This window comes from Mucilaginibacter aureus, from assembly GCF_053514885.1.
Genome location: NZ_CP170601.1, coordinates 4,746,048 through 4,766,536, shown reverse-complemented (window position 1 = coordinate 4,766,536; position 20,489 = coordinate 4,746,048). Strand labels below are relative to the sequence as shown.

The 20,489-nt window shown below is 44.2% G+C and carries 13 protein-coding genes; 12 read left to right on the top strand and 1 reads right to left on the bottom strand.

What is annotated here, in order from left to right; translation table 11 throughout:
* The first annotated feature begins 5 nt into the window (after positions 1-5).
* The 7 genes from ACFGVR_RS20365 to ACFGVR_RS20335 all read left to right on the top strand — a co-directional run bounded on the left by ACFGVR_RS20365 (position 6) and on the right by ACFGVR_RS20335 (position 11,441).
* Positions 6-1,265: a glycoside hydrolase family 5 protein gene (locus ACFGVR_RS20365; protein WP_448699348.1), complete on the top strand. Its 1,260-nt coding sequence runs from the start codon at positions 6-8 to the stop codon at positions 1,263-1,265.
* Between the two features lie 38 nt (positions 1,266-1,303).
* A complete protein-coding gene (locus tag ACFGVR_RS20360; protein ID WP_448699347.1) occupies positions 1,304-4,354 on the top strand; it encodes a SusC/RagA family TonB-linked outer membrane protein in 3,051 nt (1,016 codons plus the stop codon).
* A 19-nt stretch (positions 4,355-4,373) separates the two neighbouring features.
* Positions 4,374-5,939 (top strand): RagB/SusD family nutrient uptake outer membrane protein, encoded by a 1,566-nt coding sequence (locus ACFGVR_RS20355; protein WP_448699346.1) that lies wholly within the window; start codon positions 4,374-4,376, stop codon positions 5,937-5,939.
* A gap of 29 nt (positions 5,940-5,968) precedes the next feature.
* Positions 5,969-6,874, top strand: a complete 906-nt coding sequence (locus tag ACFGVR_RS20350) for a hypothetical protein (RefSeq protein WP_448699345.1) — start codon at positions 5,969-5,971, stop codon at positions 6,872-6,874.
* 19 nt (positions 6,875-6,893) lie between these two features.
* Complete coding sequence (locus tag ACFGVR_RS20345; protein ID WP_448699344.1) at positions 6,894-9,707, top strand: beta strand repeat-containing protein; 2,814 nt, start codon at positions 6,894-6,896, stop codon at positions 9,705-9,707.
* A 41-nt stretch (positions 9,708-9,748) separates the two neighbouring features.
* Complete coding sequence (locus ACFGVR_RS20340) at positions 9,749-10,621, top strand: glycosyl hydrolase (RefSeq protein WP_448699343.1); 873 nt, start codon at positions 9,749-9,751, stop codon at positions 10,619-10,621.
* A gap of 127 nt (positions 10,622-10,748) precedes the next feature.
* Positions 10,749-11,441 carry a TlpA family protein disulfide reductase gene (locus tag ACFGVR_RS20335; RefSeq protein WP_448699341.1) on the top strand — a complete coding sequence of 231 codons (693 nt, stop codon included), beginning with the start codon at positions 10,749-10,751 and terminating at the stop codon, positions 11,439-11,441.
* A 112-nt stretch (positions 11,442-11,553) separates the two neighbouring features.
* Here the strand turns inward: ACFGVR_RS20335 and ACFGVR_RS20330 are convergent, their stop codons facing one another.
* On the bottom strand, positions 11,554-11,688 hold the full coding sequence (locus tag ACFGVR_RS20330) for a hypothetical protein (RefSeq protein WP_448699340.1): 135 nt from the start codon (positions 11,686-11,688) through the stop codon (positions 11,554-11,556).
* A 236-nt stretch (positions 11,689-11,924) separates the two neighbouring features.
* Between ACFGVR_RS20330 and ACFGVR_RS20325 the strand changes: the two genes are divergently transcribed.
* The 5 genes from ACFGVR_RS20325 to ACFGVR_RS20305 all read left to right on the top strand — a co-directional run bounded on the left by ACFGVR_RS20325 (position 11,925) and on the right by ACFGVR_RS20305 (position 20,467).
* A complete protein-coding gene (locus ACFGVR_RS20325; RefSeq protein ID WP_448699339.1) occupies positions 11,925-13,241 on the top strand; it encodes a BNR repeat-containing protein in 1,317 nt (438 codons plus the stop codon).
* A gap of 202 nt (positions 13,242-13,443) precedes the next feature.
* The gene (locus ACFGVR_RS20320; protein ID WP_448699338.1) at positions 13,444-14,265 is read left to right on the top strand and encodes a sugar phosphate isomerase/epimerase family protein; all 822 of its coding nucleotides are present in this window, start codon (positions 13,444-13,446) and stop codon (positions 14,263-14,265) included.
* A 50-nt stretch (positions 14,266-14,315) separates the two neighbouring features.
* Positions 14,316-15,128: a phytanoyl-CoA dioxygenase family protein gene (locus tag ACFGVR_RS20315; protein ID WP_448699337.1), complete on the top strand. Its 813-nt coding sequence runs from the start codon at positions 14,316-14,318 to the stop codon at positions 15,126-15,128.
* A 191-nt stretch (positions 15,129-15,319) separates the two neighbouring features.
* Positions 15,320-18,562: a SusC/RagA family TonB-linked outer membrane protein gene (locus tag ACFGVR_RS20310; protein ID WP_448699335.1), complete on the top strand. Its 3,243-nt coding sequence runs from the start codon at positions 15,320-15,322 to the stop codon at positions 18,560-18,562.
* 12 nt (positions 18,563-18,574) lie between these two features.
* Complete coding sequence (locus ACFGVR_RS20305) at positions 18,575-20,467, top strand: RagB/SusD family nutrient uptake outer membrane protein (RefSeq protein ID WP_448699334.1); 1,893 nt, start codon at positions 18,575-18,577, stop codon at positions 20,465-20,467.
* Positions 20,468-20,489 lie beyond the last annotated feature (22 nt).

The window sequence follows — 20,489 nt, the reverse complement described above, 5'->3', positions numbered from 1 at the left end:
TGAGCATGAAAAAACTATTACTATTCGGCTTTATACAACTTTGTTTTACATCGCGCCTTAACGCCGCTAACCCAAAATTCATTACTGTACGGGGGAAAGAGGTGATTGGCCTGGATGATAAACCATTCCTAATAAAAGGCACCAATTTAGGCAACTGGCTGGTGCCCGAAGGTTACATGTTTAAGTTTAAAAATACCAACTCGCCTAAAATGATCAACGAGATGATCAGCCAGGTGATCGGCCCTGAAGAAACCGCAAAATTCTGGTCGACATTTTTAGACAACTATATCACCCAACCGGATATCCATTATCTAAAAACTATCGGCATAAACTCAATAAGGGTGCCTTTTAATTACCGCTTGTTCACTAACGAGGACTACCTGGGAACCAATGATGCGTCCAGGGGATTTACCATGCTCGACCGTGTGATCAAATGGTGCAAAGCCGAAGGCCTGTACGTGATACTGGATATGCATTGCGCGCCGGGCGGTCAAACAGGCGATAATATCGACGATGGTTTTGGCTACCCTTTTTTATTTGAAAGCAGCGCTAACCGCAAACTCACCGTTGAGATTTGGAGCAAAATAGCCAAACGGTATAAAAATGAACCGACTGTATTAGGGTACGACCTGTTGAACGAACCTGTCGCGCACTATTTTGATGTAAACAAGCTTAACCCTTACGTCGAGCTTTTTTATAAACAGATCGCTGCATCCATCCGCGATGTTGATCAAAACCACATCCTGTTTTTAGGTGGCGCACAATGGGATACCAATTTCAACATATTTAACAAGCCATTTGATAACAAGGTGATCTATACCTTTCACAAATACGGCGATCAGCCTTCTTTGGGTTCTATTGCCCGCTTTATTGCTTTTCGAGATAAATACAATGTGCCGATCTATGCCGGCGAAACGGGCGAAAACACGGATGAATGGATAGCTAAGTTTCGCGAATTATTGGAAAGCAATAACATTGGCTGGCATTTCTGGCCCTATAAAAAGTTGGATAGTCCTAAAAATATACTATCGGTAATACCGCCTGCTAAATATGATTCGCTGGTAAATTACGCCGAAAGCCCCCGCGCCACCTTTAAAGATCTGCGTGCATTACATATACAACGCGACATATTGAAACAGGTACTCAATGAATTTTTAGATCAATGCAAGTTTGCGAATTGCAAACCCAACGATGGATATATCCAGGCGCTGGGCTTGCGGCCGATAACCATCGATAATACAAAATCTACCCAAATGAGTAATTAACACACCAGATACCACCAGTTTAAAACCAATTAACAATTATGAGAATCAACTTTACACAATTAACACGGTTTTTCCTCTTCATCTTTTACCTGACCTTTTGCGTTGCCTCAGCCCGTGCGCAAGGCCCGAGAACCATAAAGGGAGTGGTAAAGGATATTGAAGATAATGCCGTTATCCCCGGGGTCAGTATCACAATTAAAGGTACTACCACCGGCGTTAGCAGCGATATTGACGGAAAATTTACGATCAATGTACCTGCGGGTTCTACTGTCCTGGCATTCAGGTCGGTAGGTATGCAGCCCAAAGAGGTCGCAATTGGAACCCAGGCCAACTTAGAAGTGATGCTGAGCAAAGCTTCAACCACATTAACCGATGTGGTGGTTGTTGGTTACGGGGTTCAAAAAAAGAGCCTTGTTACAGGCGCTATTTCGTCCATCACACAGAAGGACCTTGAAGTACCCGGCTTAATGCGGGCAGATCAGGCCTTGCAGGGCAAAGCAGCAGGTGTAACCGTAATGATGAACAGCGGCCAGCCGGGCGCGGGCGTAAGCATCAGGATACGTGGGGCCGGCACCAATGGCTCAAACGACCCTTTATACATTGTGGATGGTTTTCCCCGCGGTGACCTGGAAGCGATCAACCCTCAGGATATCGAATCGATGGAGGTGCTTAAAGACGCGGCATCTGCGGCCATTTACGGGGCCAGGGGTGCTAACGGTGTCGTTATCGTTACTACAAAATCCGGAAAGCCGGGCAAAAATAAAGTAGGTTTCGAGTACTATTATGGTATACAAAATACAGCTCACCCGATACAGGTGTTAGATGCAACGCAATATGCCCGTATCCAGAATGAGGCGTTCTTTAATTCAAACCTTCAGATGCCTTTTTCAGAAAATGAGATCGCGAAATTAGGTTCGGGCACCGATTGGCAAAAAGAAATTGCCTACCGGAACGCGCCTGTTCAAAACAGCCAGTTATCGCTTTCGGGAGGTTCTGAAAATTCAACGTTCGCCGCCTCATTCTCCTACTTTAATCAGGCAGGCACAGTAGCCAAAGGTAAATCGGATTTTACGAGGTATACCGGCCGTGTCAATACCACGCAAAAGTTTATTGACGGCATGTTGCAAACGGGTGTGAACCTGAGTGTGACCAATGTAGCAAGGGATGCTATAACATCCAACAGCGGCAACGCCGGACCGATCATGAGCGCGATCAATATGGATCCCGTTACCTCGGTAATGAATGATGATGGTACTTTCGCTATTTCAAGGTATGTATCGCAGGAAGTTGTTAACCCCATAGCCCGCATATATTACACCAACGGCACATCAGGATATACCCGTTTTAATGGCGATGCATTTGGTGAACTGCATATTATTAAAGGGTTGAAATTGCGCAGCAGCGTTGGTTATGCCTTGCAATATGATGTTTCTGCCGGCTATACCCCCATTTATTACCTTAACTCTACCAACCAAACCATTGCCTCTGGCGCAAGCGCAGGCTCTGCCGAAAGCAAATATCTCAACATTGAGAATGTGCTCACTTATGCTAATACCATTAAAAAGCACTCATTTACTGCTTTGATCGGTAATACAGTAAACACAGGCAGTGGCACCAATATATCTGCTTCGAAAAATGGCTTATTGTACGATGATCCCGCATTTGCTTACCTCGATCTTGCTAAAGACAATACCAGCGCAGCTGCCGGCGGCGGTGCCTTTCATTCGGGATTGATCTCTTATTTCGGCCGTCTCAATTACGATTACGATGGCAGGTATTTGTTTACCGGGACTTTGCGTGCTGATGGTTCGTACCGTTTTGGTCCGAACAACCGGATAGGTTATTTCCCTTCTGCCTCCGTAGGCTGGAATATCACCAAAGAAAAATTCATGCAAAACATCAGCGCGATCAGCTCATTGAAATTACGGGCGAGCTGGGGCCGTACAGGTAACGATAATATCGGCGATTACAAATACGTATCTACCATCAGTACCTATGCCCGTAATTACTACTTTGGTGGTACGCAGGTTGTAGGTGCCTCGCCAAGTGGTGTATCTAACGATGACCTGCAATGGGAAACGTCTGAACAAACCGATATCGGTATCGATGCAGAGTTTTTGAAAAACTTTACCGCTACGCTTGATCTGTATCAAAAACAGACAAAGGGTTTATTGGTAACCATCCCCATCCCACTATACGTAGGTAACTCCGCCCCGACAGGCAACGCCGGTAATGTAGTTAACAAAGGTATTGAGTTAACCATCGGGTACCGGAAAGCATTTGGCAAAGTATATTTTGAGGCCAATGTTAACGGGGCATACAATTCCAATAACGTAACCTATGTTGGTACATCATCCGGCTTTATTGACGGTGCAGCGGCAAGTAACCAGATGACAAGCGTTACCCGGATGCAAGCGGGCGCTCCGATAGGTTATTTTTGGCTGTACACTATGCAGGGTATTTTTCAAACCCAGGCAGAGATCAATAATTACCAAAAGAACGGCGTGTTGATACAACCAAATGCAGTGCCCGGAGATATTAAATATGCGGACCTTAACGGCGATGGAAAGATCGACAATCTTGACAGATCGAACGTGGGCACACCGCATCCCAAATACAACTATGGTGTAAATTTAACGGCCAGGTATAAGGGATTTGATGTTAACGTATTTTTTAACGGCCTGGCCGGTAACAAAATATTTAATAGCCTGCACCGTTGGGATCTGCCTACAGCCAACTATCCTGTATCGGTGTTGAACAGATGGCACGGAGAGGGTACATCTAATACCTTCCCGCGCGTATCAGCCGGCGATCTGAACGGTAACTTTGTAAACCCTTCTACTTTTTTCCTTGAGGATGGCGATTACCTGCGCTTGCGGAATGCTTCTGTAGGCTATACGTTCACCGGCCTTAAAAAGATCAAGATCAACAATATCAGGGTATATGCAACAGGTACTAACCTGTTTTGCCTGACCAAGTACACCGGTTTTGACCCCGAAGTTTCGGGTGGAGCACTGAGCGTGGGTATTGACCGCGGTGTTTACCCCCAGGCAAGGACGATCATTTTTGGCGCTTCGATCGGATTTTAAATTATTTAATTGAAAACACATGAAAGCAATTAGAAACTGCATACAACTCATACCGGTCATCCTCCTTTTTGTGAGTGTTGGCTGTAATAAAAAGATCGACCTCGACCCGATCACCTCCGATGTTGAAACTAATTTTTATAAAACGCAAAGCGACTGTTACCAGGGATTGGCCGCGGCTTATAATGTTTTGTTATGGGATGCTCCACAAAATCAGAATGTTCCTTTTCAGTTGATCAGCGAGGTATTGGGCGATCGTTGCTTTACTGGCGGCGCGTCAGTAACTGATATTCCGGGTACCGGAAGGATCGACAGAGGCAATATCAGGGTAGATGATCTGGCTCCCAAGGCTTTTTGGTATAAATACTATACCGGCATTTATCGTTGTAACCTGTTGTTGGAGAAAATGCCCGATGCAAAATTTGATGATCCGACGCTCCGGACGCGGTATACAGCCGAATGTAAATACCTGCGCGCGTTTTATTATTTTGACCTGGTGCGCCTTTTTGGGAATGTACCACTCATCCTGAATACATTATCAGCATCAGAATATTCACAAAAGCAATCCTCGCCCGAAGCGGTATATACCCAGATATCGCAAGATTTAACAGAAGCGGTTAATGTATTGCCGAGGTACAAAAGCTTACCAGCCGAACAACTGGGCCGTATATCATCAGATGCGGCACGCGGTTTAATGATGCGGGTTTGGTTATATTACACCGGTTATTACAAAAAAGCGGAACTGCCTGGTGTATCATCTTCAAGCATCCTGAACATCAGCGAAGACCTGATCAATAATAGCGGCCACGACCTGTTAACAAACTTTGCCGACGTATTCAAATTGGATGCGCCGTATAATAACAACAACAAAGAGTCGGTATTTGAAATTCAATACTCATCGCTGGCTTATAGCGGTAATTACAGTTATCGCGAAGAAGCCAATGGCAATCTATCGGTGATGCTTTGGTCAATGCGCGATCCAAACGCCGCTTCGGTGTACTCCGCCGGTTGGTCATTCGCCCCGGTAGATACGGCACTATACAATCACTACGCAGCTACGGATGTGAGGAGGGATGCTACGCTTTTTTCGCCCAAAGCACAGTCGGTATCATTTACACAAGGTTATCAAAATACAGATATCTTCCCTAAAAAATGGGCAGCGTTAAAAGCCAATCAATCTACAAAAGGCGATTATCACCTCAACTTCCCTAACCACTTTATCAATATCCGCTTTTCGGATGTGCTGCTGATGGCCTCGGAGCTTCAATTGCTGCATGGCGGAAGTGCGGTAAAAGCACAGCAATATTTTGAGAGAGTTGCTAAACGCGCAAGGCCGGCAAGTTATATCCCGCCAGCGGTCACACTCGATATCTTATATGATGAACGCGACCTTGAGTTGGCGTTAGAGGGTGTAAGATATTGGGACCTGATGCGACGGGGCATGGACTATGCCAAATCAAAGATCAATATTGACAGGGGCGAGCCATTCATCAGCAAATTTAATACCGCCGCTGCCGGATTGTTTCCGATACCTGATCAAGAGATCATCATATCCAATAATGCTTTGGTTCAAAATCCGGGATATTAACTATTAAGATCAAGAAACACATGAAAAAAATGATACAACTTGCATGCCTGCTGATTTTATTGGCAGCTTGCAAAAAGCAATCGGGCAGTCTGGAAACCCCTATCGACGCCAGTACTGTCAATATCATCGTACAGGCAACCAGCACACCTAATGTTTACCGGTTTATCAACGCGCAAATTGGTAAAACAGCTGTAGCCAAGTGGGACCTGGGTAATAGCTCGACCGCTGTTGGCGATACCGTTATTGGCAAGTACCCGTTTAAAGGTGATTACGTAATTAGCATGACGGTTTTTAACGGCATTACCGCGGTAACCAAAACCGTGAATTTATCGCTTACCGCGGATAACGTTGACCTCGACCCCGTATACGGTTTGCTGACCGGGGGTGCGGCTGCTGCCACAGGTAAGACCTGGGTGCTTGATTCGCTGTCTGACGGGCACGTCAAACTCATCAATTCGGGATCAATAACACCCTGGAACAAATTAGCCAAAACCGGTAAAGGAGTTTATGATGACGAGCTCAATTTCAAATTGGCTAATAAAGAAGTGGTTTATAGAAACAACAATGGCAGTTATTGTCATGGCGGTACTATTGATGGCATTGCGCAATACCGCTTAAAAGAACTGAACGCCAATTGGGGGGTAACCACGGGTTCGGTGGCCGATGGTGGTGATTTGGTGATCAACTACACACCTAATAAACCGGTACAGCACTGGACCATGCAGGTGCGGAATGGAAAACATTACCTGCAACTTTATGATGGCGCTTTCTTTTTCTTTTACCGCGGCCAGGCTGATGTGATCGAGTATGAGATCACATCGATTTCCGATAACGAGATGGTGGTAACTCACTATGAGAACCTGCCGGCATCAAGAGCTTCTGCCGCCTGGCGGGATGTTTATATACTCATTAAAAAAGGTTACGTACGGATTTAATCACTCTTAATTTAAAACTATGACCCTTATATATAAAAGATGCATATTGTTGATCCTGGTGCTTGGAATAGCAATAGCAGGATGTAAAAAACATAACGAGGAGCCGACACCGGTAGGCGACAGGTTCCAGGTGGTTGATTCTAAATCGACCGTGAACGGAAACATGGTTGATGGTATCGCGCTTACCAAAGCCAATACGTTTACTCTGGCTTACCTTAACGCCGGTTCAGGAACAAGTGCTACCATTAGCGCCGAGGCTGTTAATGGGCTATCTATCGCCCCAACCCAGGTTACGCTAACTAACAGCGCTACCGTTGATGTGCCGATCACCGGTACCCCTGCCTCGGATGGTACCTTTAGTTTGGCCGTTAAGATCGACATAGGCGGTACAGTTTATTTGTGCACCAAGATATTCAATGTGGATCTGCCGAATATCACGACCATCACGTCAACGTTACCGGAAACAGACTTGTTTAATGTCAACGTAGTAACGAGCATCAATTTCGATATCTATCCGCGAACAACGGTATTAACATTTACTGCCCCCGCAAACCTGACCGTCGAGATCATCAGCACTTCGGCAAAAGGACGGACGTTGAAACTGACGCCAACAAGTCAATTTGTTTCGGGCACCGTTGTAGTTACGGCTAACTTTATGGCCTTGCCTCCGCTTGTGAAAACAATCAAAGTAACCGCCTTTTCAAAAGGCGATGGCAGTGCAGCCGCGCCGTTTGAGATCACCGACGCCGAGCGCCTTGGCAGGTTGCCGTATGGCCTGTCCTCTTCGTATAAGCTGATCAACGACATTACAACCACCAGCGCAGCCGGAACGGTTGTATTTGCCGGAACACTGGATGGCAATGGCAAAAAAATATCAGGCGTTACCATCAATTCGGCCACCACGGATAATGTTGGATACTTTGGAGAGATAGCTACCACAGGTACCGTTAAAAACCTGATATTGGACAACCTGAATGTGACCGGCCAAAATAACATTGGCGCTGTTGCAGGCATTAACAGGGGAACCATAACCAATGTAACTGTTAACGGGAGTATCAGTGGCGGCACAGCTGTAGGCGGTATCGCCGGCAATAACTTTGGTAGCATTGCCAGTTGCGATGTTACGGCGCTTAACGTCTCAGGGATAAATAATATCGCCAGTTTAACGCCTAATGTAAACAGTGGCTCTACACAAACAGGCAATGTGATACTGGTTGTACCTGCAACTTTCCCGACGACGGTTTATGGTGTGTCTTCAGCCCAAAACGTCGACTTTTCTTTCGCTCCGTCAGATGGTACGGTAGCGGCTAAAACGGTTCCGGCCAATCTTACCGCAAGCCCGGTTTCCGGCCAGCAGAAACTGACGTTAACACCGCTTACCGGTTTTATTTCCGGTGATCTGCAGGTGTCGCTCCAAAAAGGCAAGCTCACCGCTTTACGTACTGTCAAGATATTCTCAAAGACCCAGGGATCGATATTTGATGCCGGAGACGGATCAGTAGGCAGTCCATACCTCATCTCGACAGCGGCAGCTTTAGATGCTATTCGTAATGATGGGACAAAAAATTACAAGATAGTTACCGACATTACCTGGAGCGGCCAATGGACACCTATACCTACTTTTAGCGGATCAATAGATGGGCAAAATTTTAAGGTGAGCAACATAAGCATTACTTCCACCACCGCTAATGAAGGCTGGATAAGTACTAGTACCGGTACCATCAAAAATATCCGCTTTTTGAATGTGAACTGCAATACCTCCGCTGCGTTCGGCGTGGTAGCCGGCAAAAATAACGGGGGACTGATCCAGAATGTACTCGTCGGCGGCTCGGTTACCTCTACCAATACAGGCGACGTATTAGGAGGTATTGTTGGTGAACTTGCTTCGGGTGGTAAAGTAACCCAATGTTATACCAACCTGGCCATAGTTGCATCATGTGGTATGGTTGGCGGTTTGGTTGGTCGTTTAACTACTGCCGCTGGCCCAACAGCCGAAATATCATTCTCAACCGCTACCGGCACTATTGAAGAGAACGCCTCTAAAAACCGGATAGCCGGTATACTGGGCCGGGCCGAAGGTACGGTAGTGGGTGGAGGTATCATTAAGAACTGCCTGGCAACCGTAGCTATCACAGCCACAGGTATTAACGCTGTTAATGTAAACGGTGTCGGAGGTATTTTTGGCGCCGATCAAAACGCTGGCATCGTCCCCATTGATCAATGTATGTTCACCGGAACAATTTCGGCAGGATTCTCCATAGGAGGTATTGCAGGGGTAGGCTCAAATATCACCAACTGTATCGTTATAGGGCAGGGTTTTGCAAGTTTTAACCCAACATTACGCAGCATGGGTACACCGGCTACCGGCAACATCGGAGGTATTGCCGGAACGAACAAGGTGAAACTGGTTAATTGCGTAGTAAAAAATGCCACCCTCAAAGCCGCCGCAACAACTAACTTAATGCCGGTTGCCGGCATGGTAAGTACTTACCAAAATGGAGGCTACACATCAAACAGCTTTATCACGACTACCTCGCTCGAAGGTTCTACCACGCCACCTAACGGCGATTATGTTTTTAGGATAGCAGGTACCGCCGGAAACAGTCCGGGTGTTAACGGAGGAAACTATGCAACAGCAAGTGTGACCGCGGCATTGCGCTCTACAGCTATGGGTAATGATCCGGCCGGATTAGACGGAGGTACCACCGCAGTTACCACGCAAACGTTTTTCCAAAGCACCATGGGCTTTGATTATTCGATCTGGAAAACAGATACGGATGGCTTCCCGACCCTGCAGCGTGTAGGATACAATGGCGGATCGCCAACACCTTGATATAAACGAGAAATGCATATAAAAGACTTAAAATAGAAATTATGAAAAGAATTGTTTTATTACTTGCATTATGCGGGTTTTGTTTAAGTTGCTCAAAGAGTAATGTATACACACCTGTAAAGGCATCGGTGGTTACATTTATACCTACCGGTAAAAAAGGGGCTGATTTTAATACCGGCACCAAAATAGGTACCTGGTGGGGAAATACCATCAACCTGCAGAGTAACTGGTATTACACTTGGGGCAACTCTATCCCGTTTGAGCTCGCACCACAAAACGCTGAGTTTGTGCCGATGTTTTGGAGTAAAGCCTCGGTAACGGATGCTAATATTGCTTATACCAAAACGTTAGCCACACAGGGCCGCGCCAGGTATGTACTTGGCTTTAATGAGCCGGACCTTTCTGACCAGGCTAACATGACCGTTGCCGATGCTTTAGCAGCATGGCCGCAACTGGAAACCATTGGCCTGCCTTTAGGCAGCCCGGCCGCATCCTGGCCCACAAGGCAGTGGATATACGATTTTATGGACCAGGCTATCCTACAAGGCCGTCGGGTCGACTTTATTTGCGTGCATATGTATGTGGGAACGGATGACGCCGCGTTTGTACAGGTGTTGCAAGATCTGTATAATAAATACCATAAACCTATTTGGATTACTGAATTTGCGACCGTAGCGAATAACGCGGTCAATATATCGGATAATCCATATACACCCGATCAGGTGCTGGCCTTTATGCAAAGGCTATTGCCCAAGCTGGAAGCCCTGAGTTTCGTTCAGCGATATTCTTGGTTTTCGGGCTCACCCACAAGTGCCCGTTTATGGTCATCAGCTTTGATAGATGCAAATGGCAACTTAACTAAATTGGGGGCGTGGTATTCACAATTCCAACCGAATACGGCTATTAAGAGATAATCGCATGATTATCGGCCGCGGCTGATTATCTAAACATATCGTTCAAATGGGTTCAGTTTGACCCATTTGAACGATATGGTAGAGATTCCGCTGAATTGACCACCTCATTGTAAATAAACTAAAAGCGATGTCGGAAGGGGATAAATTGAACTACACGGTAAATTTGATCACTAATGACACCCTCAAAGCTCACTTTATTAACAGCAAGTTAGGCAGCGTTGAAATAAACAACTTGACCGAGTTTAACAGCACATTCCAACCCATTAAAAAATATCTGATCCTTGATGCATCAAAGAAAAGTTATGCCGAAAAGTTGAAAGAGGTTATCAGCGATACGCTTTATGTAGGCAAACAGATAGCTGATTTTTCATTTCCTGATACATCAGGTAAAATGGTCTCGTTCAAAAGCCTGCGCGGTAAAGTTGTACTTATTGATGTTTGGGCAACCTGGTGCGGGCCCTGTAAAGGGCAGATCCCATTCCTGACCCAGATAGAAGAAGAATACCATAACCGCGACGATATTGCCTTTGTTAGCCTTTCACTTGATCGTGTGGCCGATCATCAAACGTGGATAGATTTTGTTAAGAACGGAAAGTTGGGTAACGGGCCACTGAAGCCAGGCGAAACGGTACTTAAGTTAGGCGGTATTCAATTGATCGATCACTCAGGAAAAGAGTTTGCCAAAAAGTATGCTATTTATGCCATACCCAGGTTCATATTAGTTGATAAGCAAGGCAAAATCGTAGAGATCAGCTTGCCGGTCCCCGACCATCATGATGCCTTTACTAATTACCTGAACACCGCGTTGGCAAAGAATTAAATTATCAAGGTCAGTTGATAGCAATATGTATATGGCCCTCCTTAGAGGGCCATTGCATATTAACATCCTAAAAAGAGGAGCATCCGATATTATAATGATCCCGATCCCACATTTAAATATGCTTCCTGATCTTATATCCGCTCATGCTAAAGTATAAAATAACGATAAAGCAGATCAATGGTACAATATAACCGATCTGGATGCGGTCGCCGTTGAGGTCGAACAGTAGCCATAATGTATGGAACAATTATTTTAGGTATTATCTGCTTCGTAATTGTTGCATCTTACAACAGTTCAACTTGGGATAAATGGTATAATATAAACGGAATCACAATTCCTCCGGCTCCACGAAACTTTAAAGCCCGTCCTTTTAGGATGGGCTTTAAAGTTTTTACAGAGTGTCCGGATCCAATAAAATAAATTACTTTAGTGGTAAATAAACTACACCACGTATTGTTATTCAACACAAACTATCCCGTGTATATGAACAAACTTAAATATTGCATTTTTTTATTAGTTATATCATTTAAAGGCTTTGCACAAGGCCATGAAAATAAACCCGTATTGGTTGACGTGGCTGCCGGATGGGCAGGCAATTCGATTAACGCGGTAGTATTTCGTCATAATTCATTGGTTACTTACAAAAACGATCAGTACATAGCTTTTTACAATGGTACCGGCCAGGTTGTATTGGGTAAACGTAAATTAAATACCAGTAAATGGGATTTGCAAACCACGCAATATAAAGGGAATATAAAAGATGCGCATAACGCTATCAGCATTATGGTAGATGGCGAGGGTTATCTTCATCTATCCTGGGATCATCATAACCAAAACTTAAATTATTGCAAAAGCGTTGCTCCCGGCTCTTTGCAAATGACGGAGAAAATATCAATGACCGGTAAAAAGGAACATAACGTAACCTATCCTGAGTTTTACAGTTTAGCTAACGGCAATCTTTTGTTTCTGTATCGCGATGGCAGTTCGGGCAATGGTAACCTTATCCTAAACAGGTATGATGTAAAAGATAAAAAATGGATACAATTACAGGATGACCTGATAGACGGCGAGGGACATAGAAATGCCTATTGGCAAATGACTACCGATGACAAAGGTACCATACATGTGTCGTGGGTGTGGCGCGAGAGCGGCGATGTTGCTACCAATCATGATATCTGTTATGCCCGGTCTAAAGATGGGGGTGTAACCTGGGAAAAAAGCACGGGAGAGAAATATGTATTACCTATAACCGCCGCTACAGCCGAATATGCATTAAAAATACCTCAAAACAGCGACCTCATCAATACCACATCAATGGCTGCCGATAAACTGGGAAGGCCTTATATTGTTACTTATTGGAAAAGTACCGGCGCTGAGGCACCGCAGTATCAGCTGATTTATAACGATGGAACAAAATGGATAACAAAAACGATATCTAACCGCATTACAACCTTTTCATTAGCAGGCGGCGGAACAAAACGGATCCCGATATCACGCCCTCAAATTATGATGGATACAAAAGACGGGCAAACTAAAGCCATTGTAATTTACCGCGACGAGGAAAGGGGATCAAAGGTGACCGCCGCAACCTGCGCCAATATATTAAATGCACCCTGGGTGTTTAAGGATCTCACCACAGAATCGGTAGGCTCGTGGGAACCGAGCTATGATACCGAACTATGGCGAAGTAAAAAGATACTTAATTTATTTGTCGAGAATGTTGATCAGGGCGACGGTGAAAAAACAACAAATACTGCACCACAGCCTATTAAAGTATTGAGCTGGGTACCTCAATGGTAGCAGTTAAAATATCTCGGTAAAGTTCTACAGTAGCATCTGTTGTAATATCAGCAGATACTACATTTTTATTACCAGATTTAACGTACTGGTTATATTTTCAATATTTCTTTAGGTTGCCTATTAGTGGTTAGCAACGGTTTTTACGTTTTTAGGTACAGATGATCAACATCATCTGACACAATTACAAGCCGGCTAATCATTTATGCAAATTAAAATATTGAGTCCTTATTGGGGGCATACTCATTTAACGCATCAACAATTTTTAAAAAAGATCATTGATGCGGGTTATGATGGTATCGATACCTGGATCCCAGCTGATAGTAAATCGAGGAACGCGCTTTATGATGATCTGCAGAAGCACCAGCTTTTAATTGTAACGCATCAGCACGAAGCTAACGGTACTACTTTTAAACAATTCAGAGCTTCGTTTAAAGAAAACCTTTATCGGTGTGCAGAGCCTAACCCGGTTTTGATCAACTCGCACACGGGGCGGGATTATTTTTCATTTGAAGATAATCTGGCTTTAATTGATATAGCCGCTGAGTTTACAGCAAAAACAGGCATCCGGGTAGCACACGAAACACATCGGGGGAGGATAGGGTATGGTCCGGCAGCTATAAAAGACTATTTTTTAGCACGGGAGAATTTCAATATCACTGCCGACCTTTCGCATTGGGTATGTGTGTCCGAAAGTATGCTTGAAAACTTTACCGATGTGGTTACCGAAGCCATACAAAGAACAAAGCACGTACACGCGCGGATAGGTTTTGAACAAGGTCCGCAGGTGCCCGACCCGCGGGCGCCGGAATGGTCGTACGCGTTAACATACTTTTTTTCGTGGTGGGACAGGATAGTTGAGAGCAATCAGAACAATGGAGCTCATGTTTTAACCTTCACTACCGAATTTGGCCCGCCGCCCTATATGCCGGTAGTGCCCTTCACGCAACAACCTGTTGCCGATCGATTCGAAATAAACTGCTATATGAAAGATCTGCTGCGCGCCCGGTACGGTGTATTGATGTGATCAATAACACAGGTTAATATGATAAGAACACAAACTAAAAAATAAAAACAATGAAGAACCAACTATCAACAGATCAAATAGAAAGCTATCAAAACAACGGTTTTTTGCTTATTGAAGATTTTTTATCCGAAAAAGAACTTAGCGAATGGCGCGAGGCCCTCAATGAGGCAGTAGCTAAACGTAATGGCAACAAAATGCCCGACCGTGCAGAAGTATATGGCAAAGGCGACGACGCGGATAAAGCCTATTATGATAATGTATTTGACCAGCTACTCAATTTATGGCAGGATAACGAAAAGATGCGCGCCATAATGCTCGACTCACGCCTTGGTGAGATGGCAGCCAAACTTTCCGGCTCTGATGGGATACGGATATGGCACGATCAGGCCTTAATTAAAAAGCCCTGGGCAAACCCAACGTCATGGCACCTGGATACACCTTACTGGTCGTTTACTGACAGGAACGCCCTGTCGATTTGGGTAGCATTGGATGACGCGACGCTTGAAAACGGCTGTTTGTTCTTCATTCCCGGTTCGCATCAAAAAACAACTTTCGAAAACCCCGGGATCAGCAAAAATATGGGAGCGATCTTCACGTACTATCCCGAATTTAAATCAACCAAAGCGTTTGCTGCACACATGAAAGCCGGTAGCTGCTCTTTTCATAACGGCCTTACCATACATGGGGCCCACGCCAATATGACTCCAGGCTTCAGGCGGGCCATGACGTGTGCTTATATGCCCGATGGAAATACTTTTAACGGTACCCAAAATATATTGACCGATGAGCAGGTTAACCAGCTTAAGGTTGGCGATCCGCTAAATAATAATGAGCAAAACCCGCTTATATACTCAAGGTCTTAAAGTATTACAAGTGGCAAAGTAACCGTTATGTTAACCTTGTTTTAAATCTGTGTTACCTGTTGTTCATCAGGTAGTTGAGTGCTGATGTTTTGCATAATAATTTGAATGTGTATAGTGGCGGTGTGCATTTTTAGCGTATACGAGGTTAAGAAATGAACATCATCATACAAACCCCCAATGTTGATTAATTTATGAAGAAACCACTACAATGCGTTTTATTACTTCAGGTCATTCTGTGTTGTTGTTTAAAATACAATGCCTTCAGTTCTGAAAAAAAACACCTGGTTGAAAAGGAGGCCTATACGGCTAACGTCAATTTGAAATTGCTGCGAAACGCGCCATTCAAAAAAGAAGTTCATGGTACCATTCGCGATTCCGTAGGCACCGTTCCCGGTGTATCGGTAATGGTTAAAGGTACAACAACGGGCACCACCACCGATTTTAACGGTAAGTACATATTAGATGTACCCGGTGATAATTCGGTTTTGGTATTTAGCATGATAGGCTATGTAACCCAGGAGATACCTGTTGCCGGGCACACCGTAATAGATGTTACCATGAAACCGGTAGCAAAAGGACTTAACGAAGTAGTTATTGTTGGTTTCGGCACACAAAAGAAAAACGATCTGATCGGTGCTGTAACCACAATAAATCCTTCAGAGCTCAAGGTGCCGTCCAGTAACTTAACAACCGCGTTGGCCGGGCGATTATCAGGAGTTATAGCTTACCAGCGCAGCGGCGAGCCGGGGCAGGATAATGCCTCGTTCTTTATTCGTGGTGTAACAACATTCGGTTATAAAAAAGATCCGCTGATCCTGATCGATGGTGTGGAGCTTTCTACTACCGAACTGGCCCGGACACAGCCAGACGATATTGCCAGTTTCTCAATTTTAAAAGATGCCACATCAACCGCGGTATATGGTGCCAGAGGTGCTAACGGTGTTATCTTGGTAACTACAAAACAAGGTAAAGAAGGGAAAGCCAAAGTGAATTTCAGGTTAGAAAACTCTATTTCTGCACCAACCACCAACGTACAACTGGCCGACCCGATAACCTACATGCAACTTGAAAACGAAGCTTACTTAACTCGTAACCCGTTGCAGGGCGGCCCGTATTCACAAAGCAAGATCGATAATACAATTAAAGGTACTAATTCGTATTTCTATCCTGCCACTGATTGGAGGAAAGCGCTCTTCAAGGATTATACCATGAACCAGCGGGCCAACTTCAACGTAAGTGGTGGTAGCCAGGTAGCTAAATATTACATTGCAGGTTCGTTGAACCAGGATAACGGCGTGCTTAAAGTAGATAAAAAGAACAACTTCAACTCAAATATCGATCTTAAAAGCTACCTGTTGCGTGCCAATACCAGCATCAGCGTTACCAAAACTACCGAGGTTGGTGTACGGTTATACGGTAGTTTTGATGATTACACCGGCCCCATAGATGGCGGCGCAGGTATGTATCAAAAAGTGATGCGTACCAACCCTGTATTGTTTAGCCCTTATTATGAAAATACAGGTAACTATGCCAATGTACCACATATTTTATTTGGTAATGCAATAGCCGAAAGCAGTGGTACATTTGTTAACGGTTACCTCAACCCATATGCCGATATGGTTAAGGGATATAAAAATTATTCCCGGTCGTTAATGCTGGCTCAGTTTGAGTTAAAACAAGACCTGCAGTTTATTACAGAAGGGTTAACCTTTAGGGCGATGGGTAATACTAACAGAACTGCCTATTTTGATGTAAGCAGGTATTATAATCCGTTTTTTTACCAGGCAGGTAACTTTGATAAAGCCACAGGCAATTTTAGTTTAACCGAACTTAACCCTAATACAGGTACAGAGTATTTAGGTTACAGCGAAGGCGCCAAGACCATTCAATCGCAGGTTTACCTCGAGTCTGTACTTAATTACTCACGCACATTTGATAAAAAGCATGCCATAAGCGGTTTACTTGTTTACATGTTGAATAACCAATTGGTAGGTAATGCCTCATCGTTACAGCAATCACTCCCTTCCCGCAATCTGGGCTTGTCAGGCCGGGCGACCTATGCTTATGATAGCCGGTATATTGCCGAATTTAACTTTGGATACAACGGATCGGAGAAGTTTTACCAGACTGAAAGATTTGGATTTTTCCCATCAGTAGGAGGTGCCTGGGTAGTATCTAACGAGAGCTTCTTCAAACCGTTTCTAAATACGGTATCGAAGCTCAAACTAAGGGCCACATATGGCTTAGTGGGTAATGATGCAATAGGTAGTGCCGATGATCGTTTCTTTTATCTGTCGGTGGTTAACATGAATGATGCTGCAAAGGCCGCAACATTCGGAACCGATTTTAACTATACGCTTAACGGAGTTACCGTTTCGAGATATGATAATAAAGACATCACCTGGGAAGTAGCCAAAAAGACAAATTTAGGTTTGGAAGTAAGCTTATTTGATAAGTTTAACCTGCAGGCCGACTTTTTCAAAGAGAACCGTAACAACATCCTGATGACCAGGGCATCCATTCCTACAACTATTGGTAATTCTGCAGCTGTACGGGCTAATGTGGGTAAGGCATCAAGTAAAGGTGTGGATATGTCTTTAGACTATTCAACTTCCTTTAGTAACGGTACCTGGCTAACCGCAAGGGGTAACTTTACCTATGTTACCAGCAGGTTTGATGTATATGAAGAGCCGCAATACCCCGAAACTTACCTATCGCATGTGGGCAGGTCTTTGTCGCAGCGCTTTGGCTACGTTGCCGAACGCCTGTTTGTAGATGATAACGAGGCGAAAAATTCTCCTATACAATTTGGTACTCCCGGCGTTGATTATGGCGGCGGTGATATCAAATACCGCGATTTGAATGGTGACGGTAAGATAACCACCTTAGATATGACAGCGATAGGCTACCCAACAGATCCTGAAATTATTTATGGTTTCGGCGCATCAATGGGGATCAAAAATTTTGATATATCCTTCTTTGTTCAGGGCTCCGGCCGTTCTTCTTTCTGGATAAACGAAAATGGTTCCACAGCTCCGTTTATCTCTTACACTTATCCGGGAGAAACAATTGTCTCGAAAACAGAAAACCAATTGTTAAAAGCTTATGCTGATAGCCATTGGTCTGAAGATAACAGGAATATATATGCCTTGTGGCCACGTTTAAGCCCAACTACCAACACCAATAATAACCAGATAAGCACCTGGTTTATGCGCGATGGCACTTTTTTAAGATTGAAAAACGTGGAAATAGGATATTCCTTACCTAAAAAACTAACCAGGAGATTCAGCATCGAATCGATGCGGCTATATGTTAACGGCTCAAACCTGGCATCACTAAGCAGCTTTAAATTATGGGATGTTGAGATGGGTAGCTCAGGTTTAGGTTACCCGGTACAACGAGTATTTAATATGGGTCTTTCAGTTGGCTTTTAAGAAAACATTGATATGAAAAAAATATATGCACTGATATTGATCAGTATACTGCCATTGGCATCCTGTACCAAGTTTTTGGATGTCGTGCCTGATAACATCGCGACCATTGAGAACGCGTTTACCATACGTTCGGCTGCTCAAAAATATCTGTTTACATGCTATTCATACATGCCAAAGCATTCACTAAGGCAAAATAATCCCGCACTAATGGGAGCTGATGAATTGTGGTATTACAATACAACAACCATTTTGCCTATGCAAATAGCAACAGGCAGCCAGGGTACAGTTGCCCCGGTAAATAATTACTGGGATGGTGAACAAAATGCAACAGCTCTTTATAAAGGGTTAAGAGATTGTAATATTTTTTTGGATAATATCAGTAAAGTGCGCGATTTGGGTCCTTCTGAAGAAGCACAATGGGTGGCCGAAGTTAAAGTGCTTAAAGCATATTATCATTTTTGGCTTTTCCGCATGTATGGCCCTATTCCTCTGATCAGGGTTAATTTGCCAATTTCAACGAGTGTAGATGACGTACAGATAAAACGTGCGCCAGTTGACGAATGCGTTGATTACATAGTTCAGTTACTGGACGAGGCTATAAACAGCAATAGCCTGCCTCTTATCATACAAAACCAGGCAACTGATTTGGGGCGTATTACACAACCCATTGCACTATCGTTAAAGGCACAGGTGCTGGTTACTGCTGCCAGTCCACTATTTAATGGTAACACTGATTATGCCAACTTTAAAGATAAAGATGGTGTGCAACTTTTTAATCCTACGTACGACGCAGGTAAATGGCAAAAAGGGGTTGACGCCTGTAAAGCAGCTATAGATGCATGCAACAGCGCCAATATGAAATTGTATACCTACAGCCAGGATCCGCTTTCAGCAACTGTTTCCACCGAAACTAACCTTAAACTGAGTTTCCGTAACGCTGTTTCATCTAAATGGAGCTCAGAGCTGATTTGGGGTAACTCAAACACGTCAACCAGTGATATACAGGTAGCATCACAGCCAAGGTTGGATTATTCGGCCGTAGCAGCGGGTAGTCTCAACTCGGATCTGGCACCTACTCTTAAAATGGTTGAAATGTTTTATTCAAAGAACGGTGTGCCTATAACTGAAGATGTGACCTGGAACTATGCCAACAAACTTAACCTAAGAACTGCCGTTACAGCAGAAAAATACTATGTTAAAGAAGGTTACCAAACCATCCAGCTCCATTTTGACAGAGAGCCACGTTTTTATGCAAGTTTAGGTTTTGACGGAGGTGTTTGGTACGGGCAAGGCCAATTGGTAGAAGCCAACAGCTATACGGTACAAAGCAAATTAGGGCAGGTATCTGCTAAAAATAATACCATTAAGTATTCTATCACTGGTTATTTTCCACAAAAGTTGGTTAATTATTTAAGTGTTTATTCGGCTACGGCAAGTTATAGCCCTTCTGCATACACCTGGCCAATTATGCGTTTGTCAGATCTGTATCTGCTTTACGCAGAAGCTTTGAATGAAGTAAATAATCAAGCCGAAGCTTATATATGGATCAACAAGGTACGTGATCGTGCAGGGCTAAAAACCGTTCAGGATGCGTGGACACAGTATTCTACCAACCCTACAAAATTTACTACGCAAAGTGGCCTCCGAGATATTATCCATCGCGAACGCGCGATAGAACTGGCGTTTGAAGGCCAACGTTTCTGGGATCTGCGCAGATGGAAAGAAGCTATCAAAGAACTAAATGGCCCCGTTTTAGGATGGGATGTAAATCAGGCAGATGTAGCAGGTTTTTACAGGCAAAAGGTTTTGTTTAACCAAACCTTCAAAACCCGCGATTATTTCTGGCCGATAAAAGAATATGACGTGATTGTTAATAAAAACCTGGTTCAAAACCCGGGATGGTAACCTAAACAATATAAATAACACA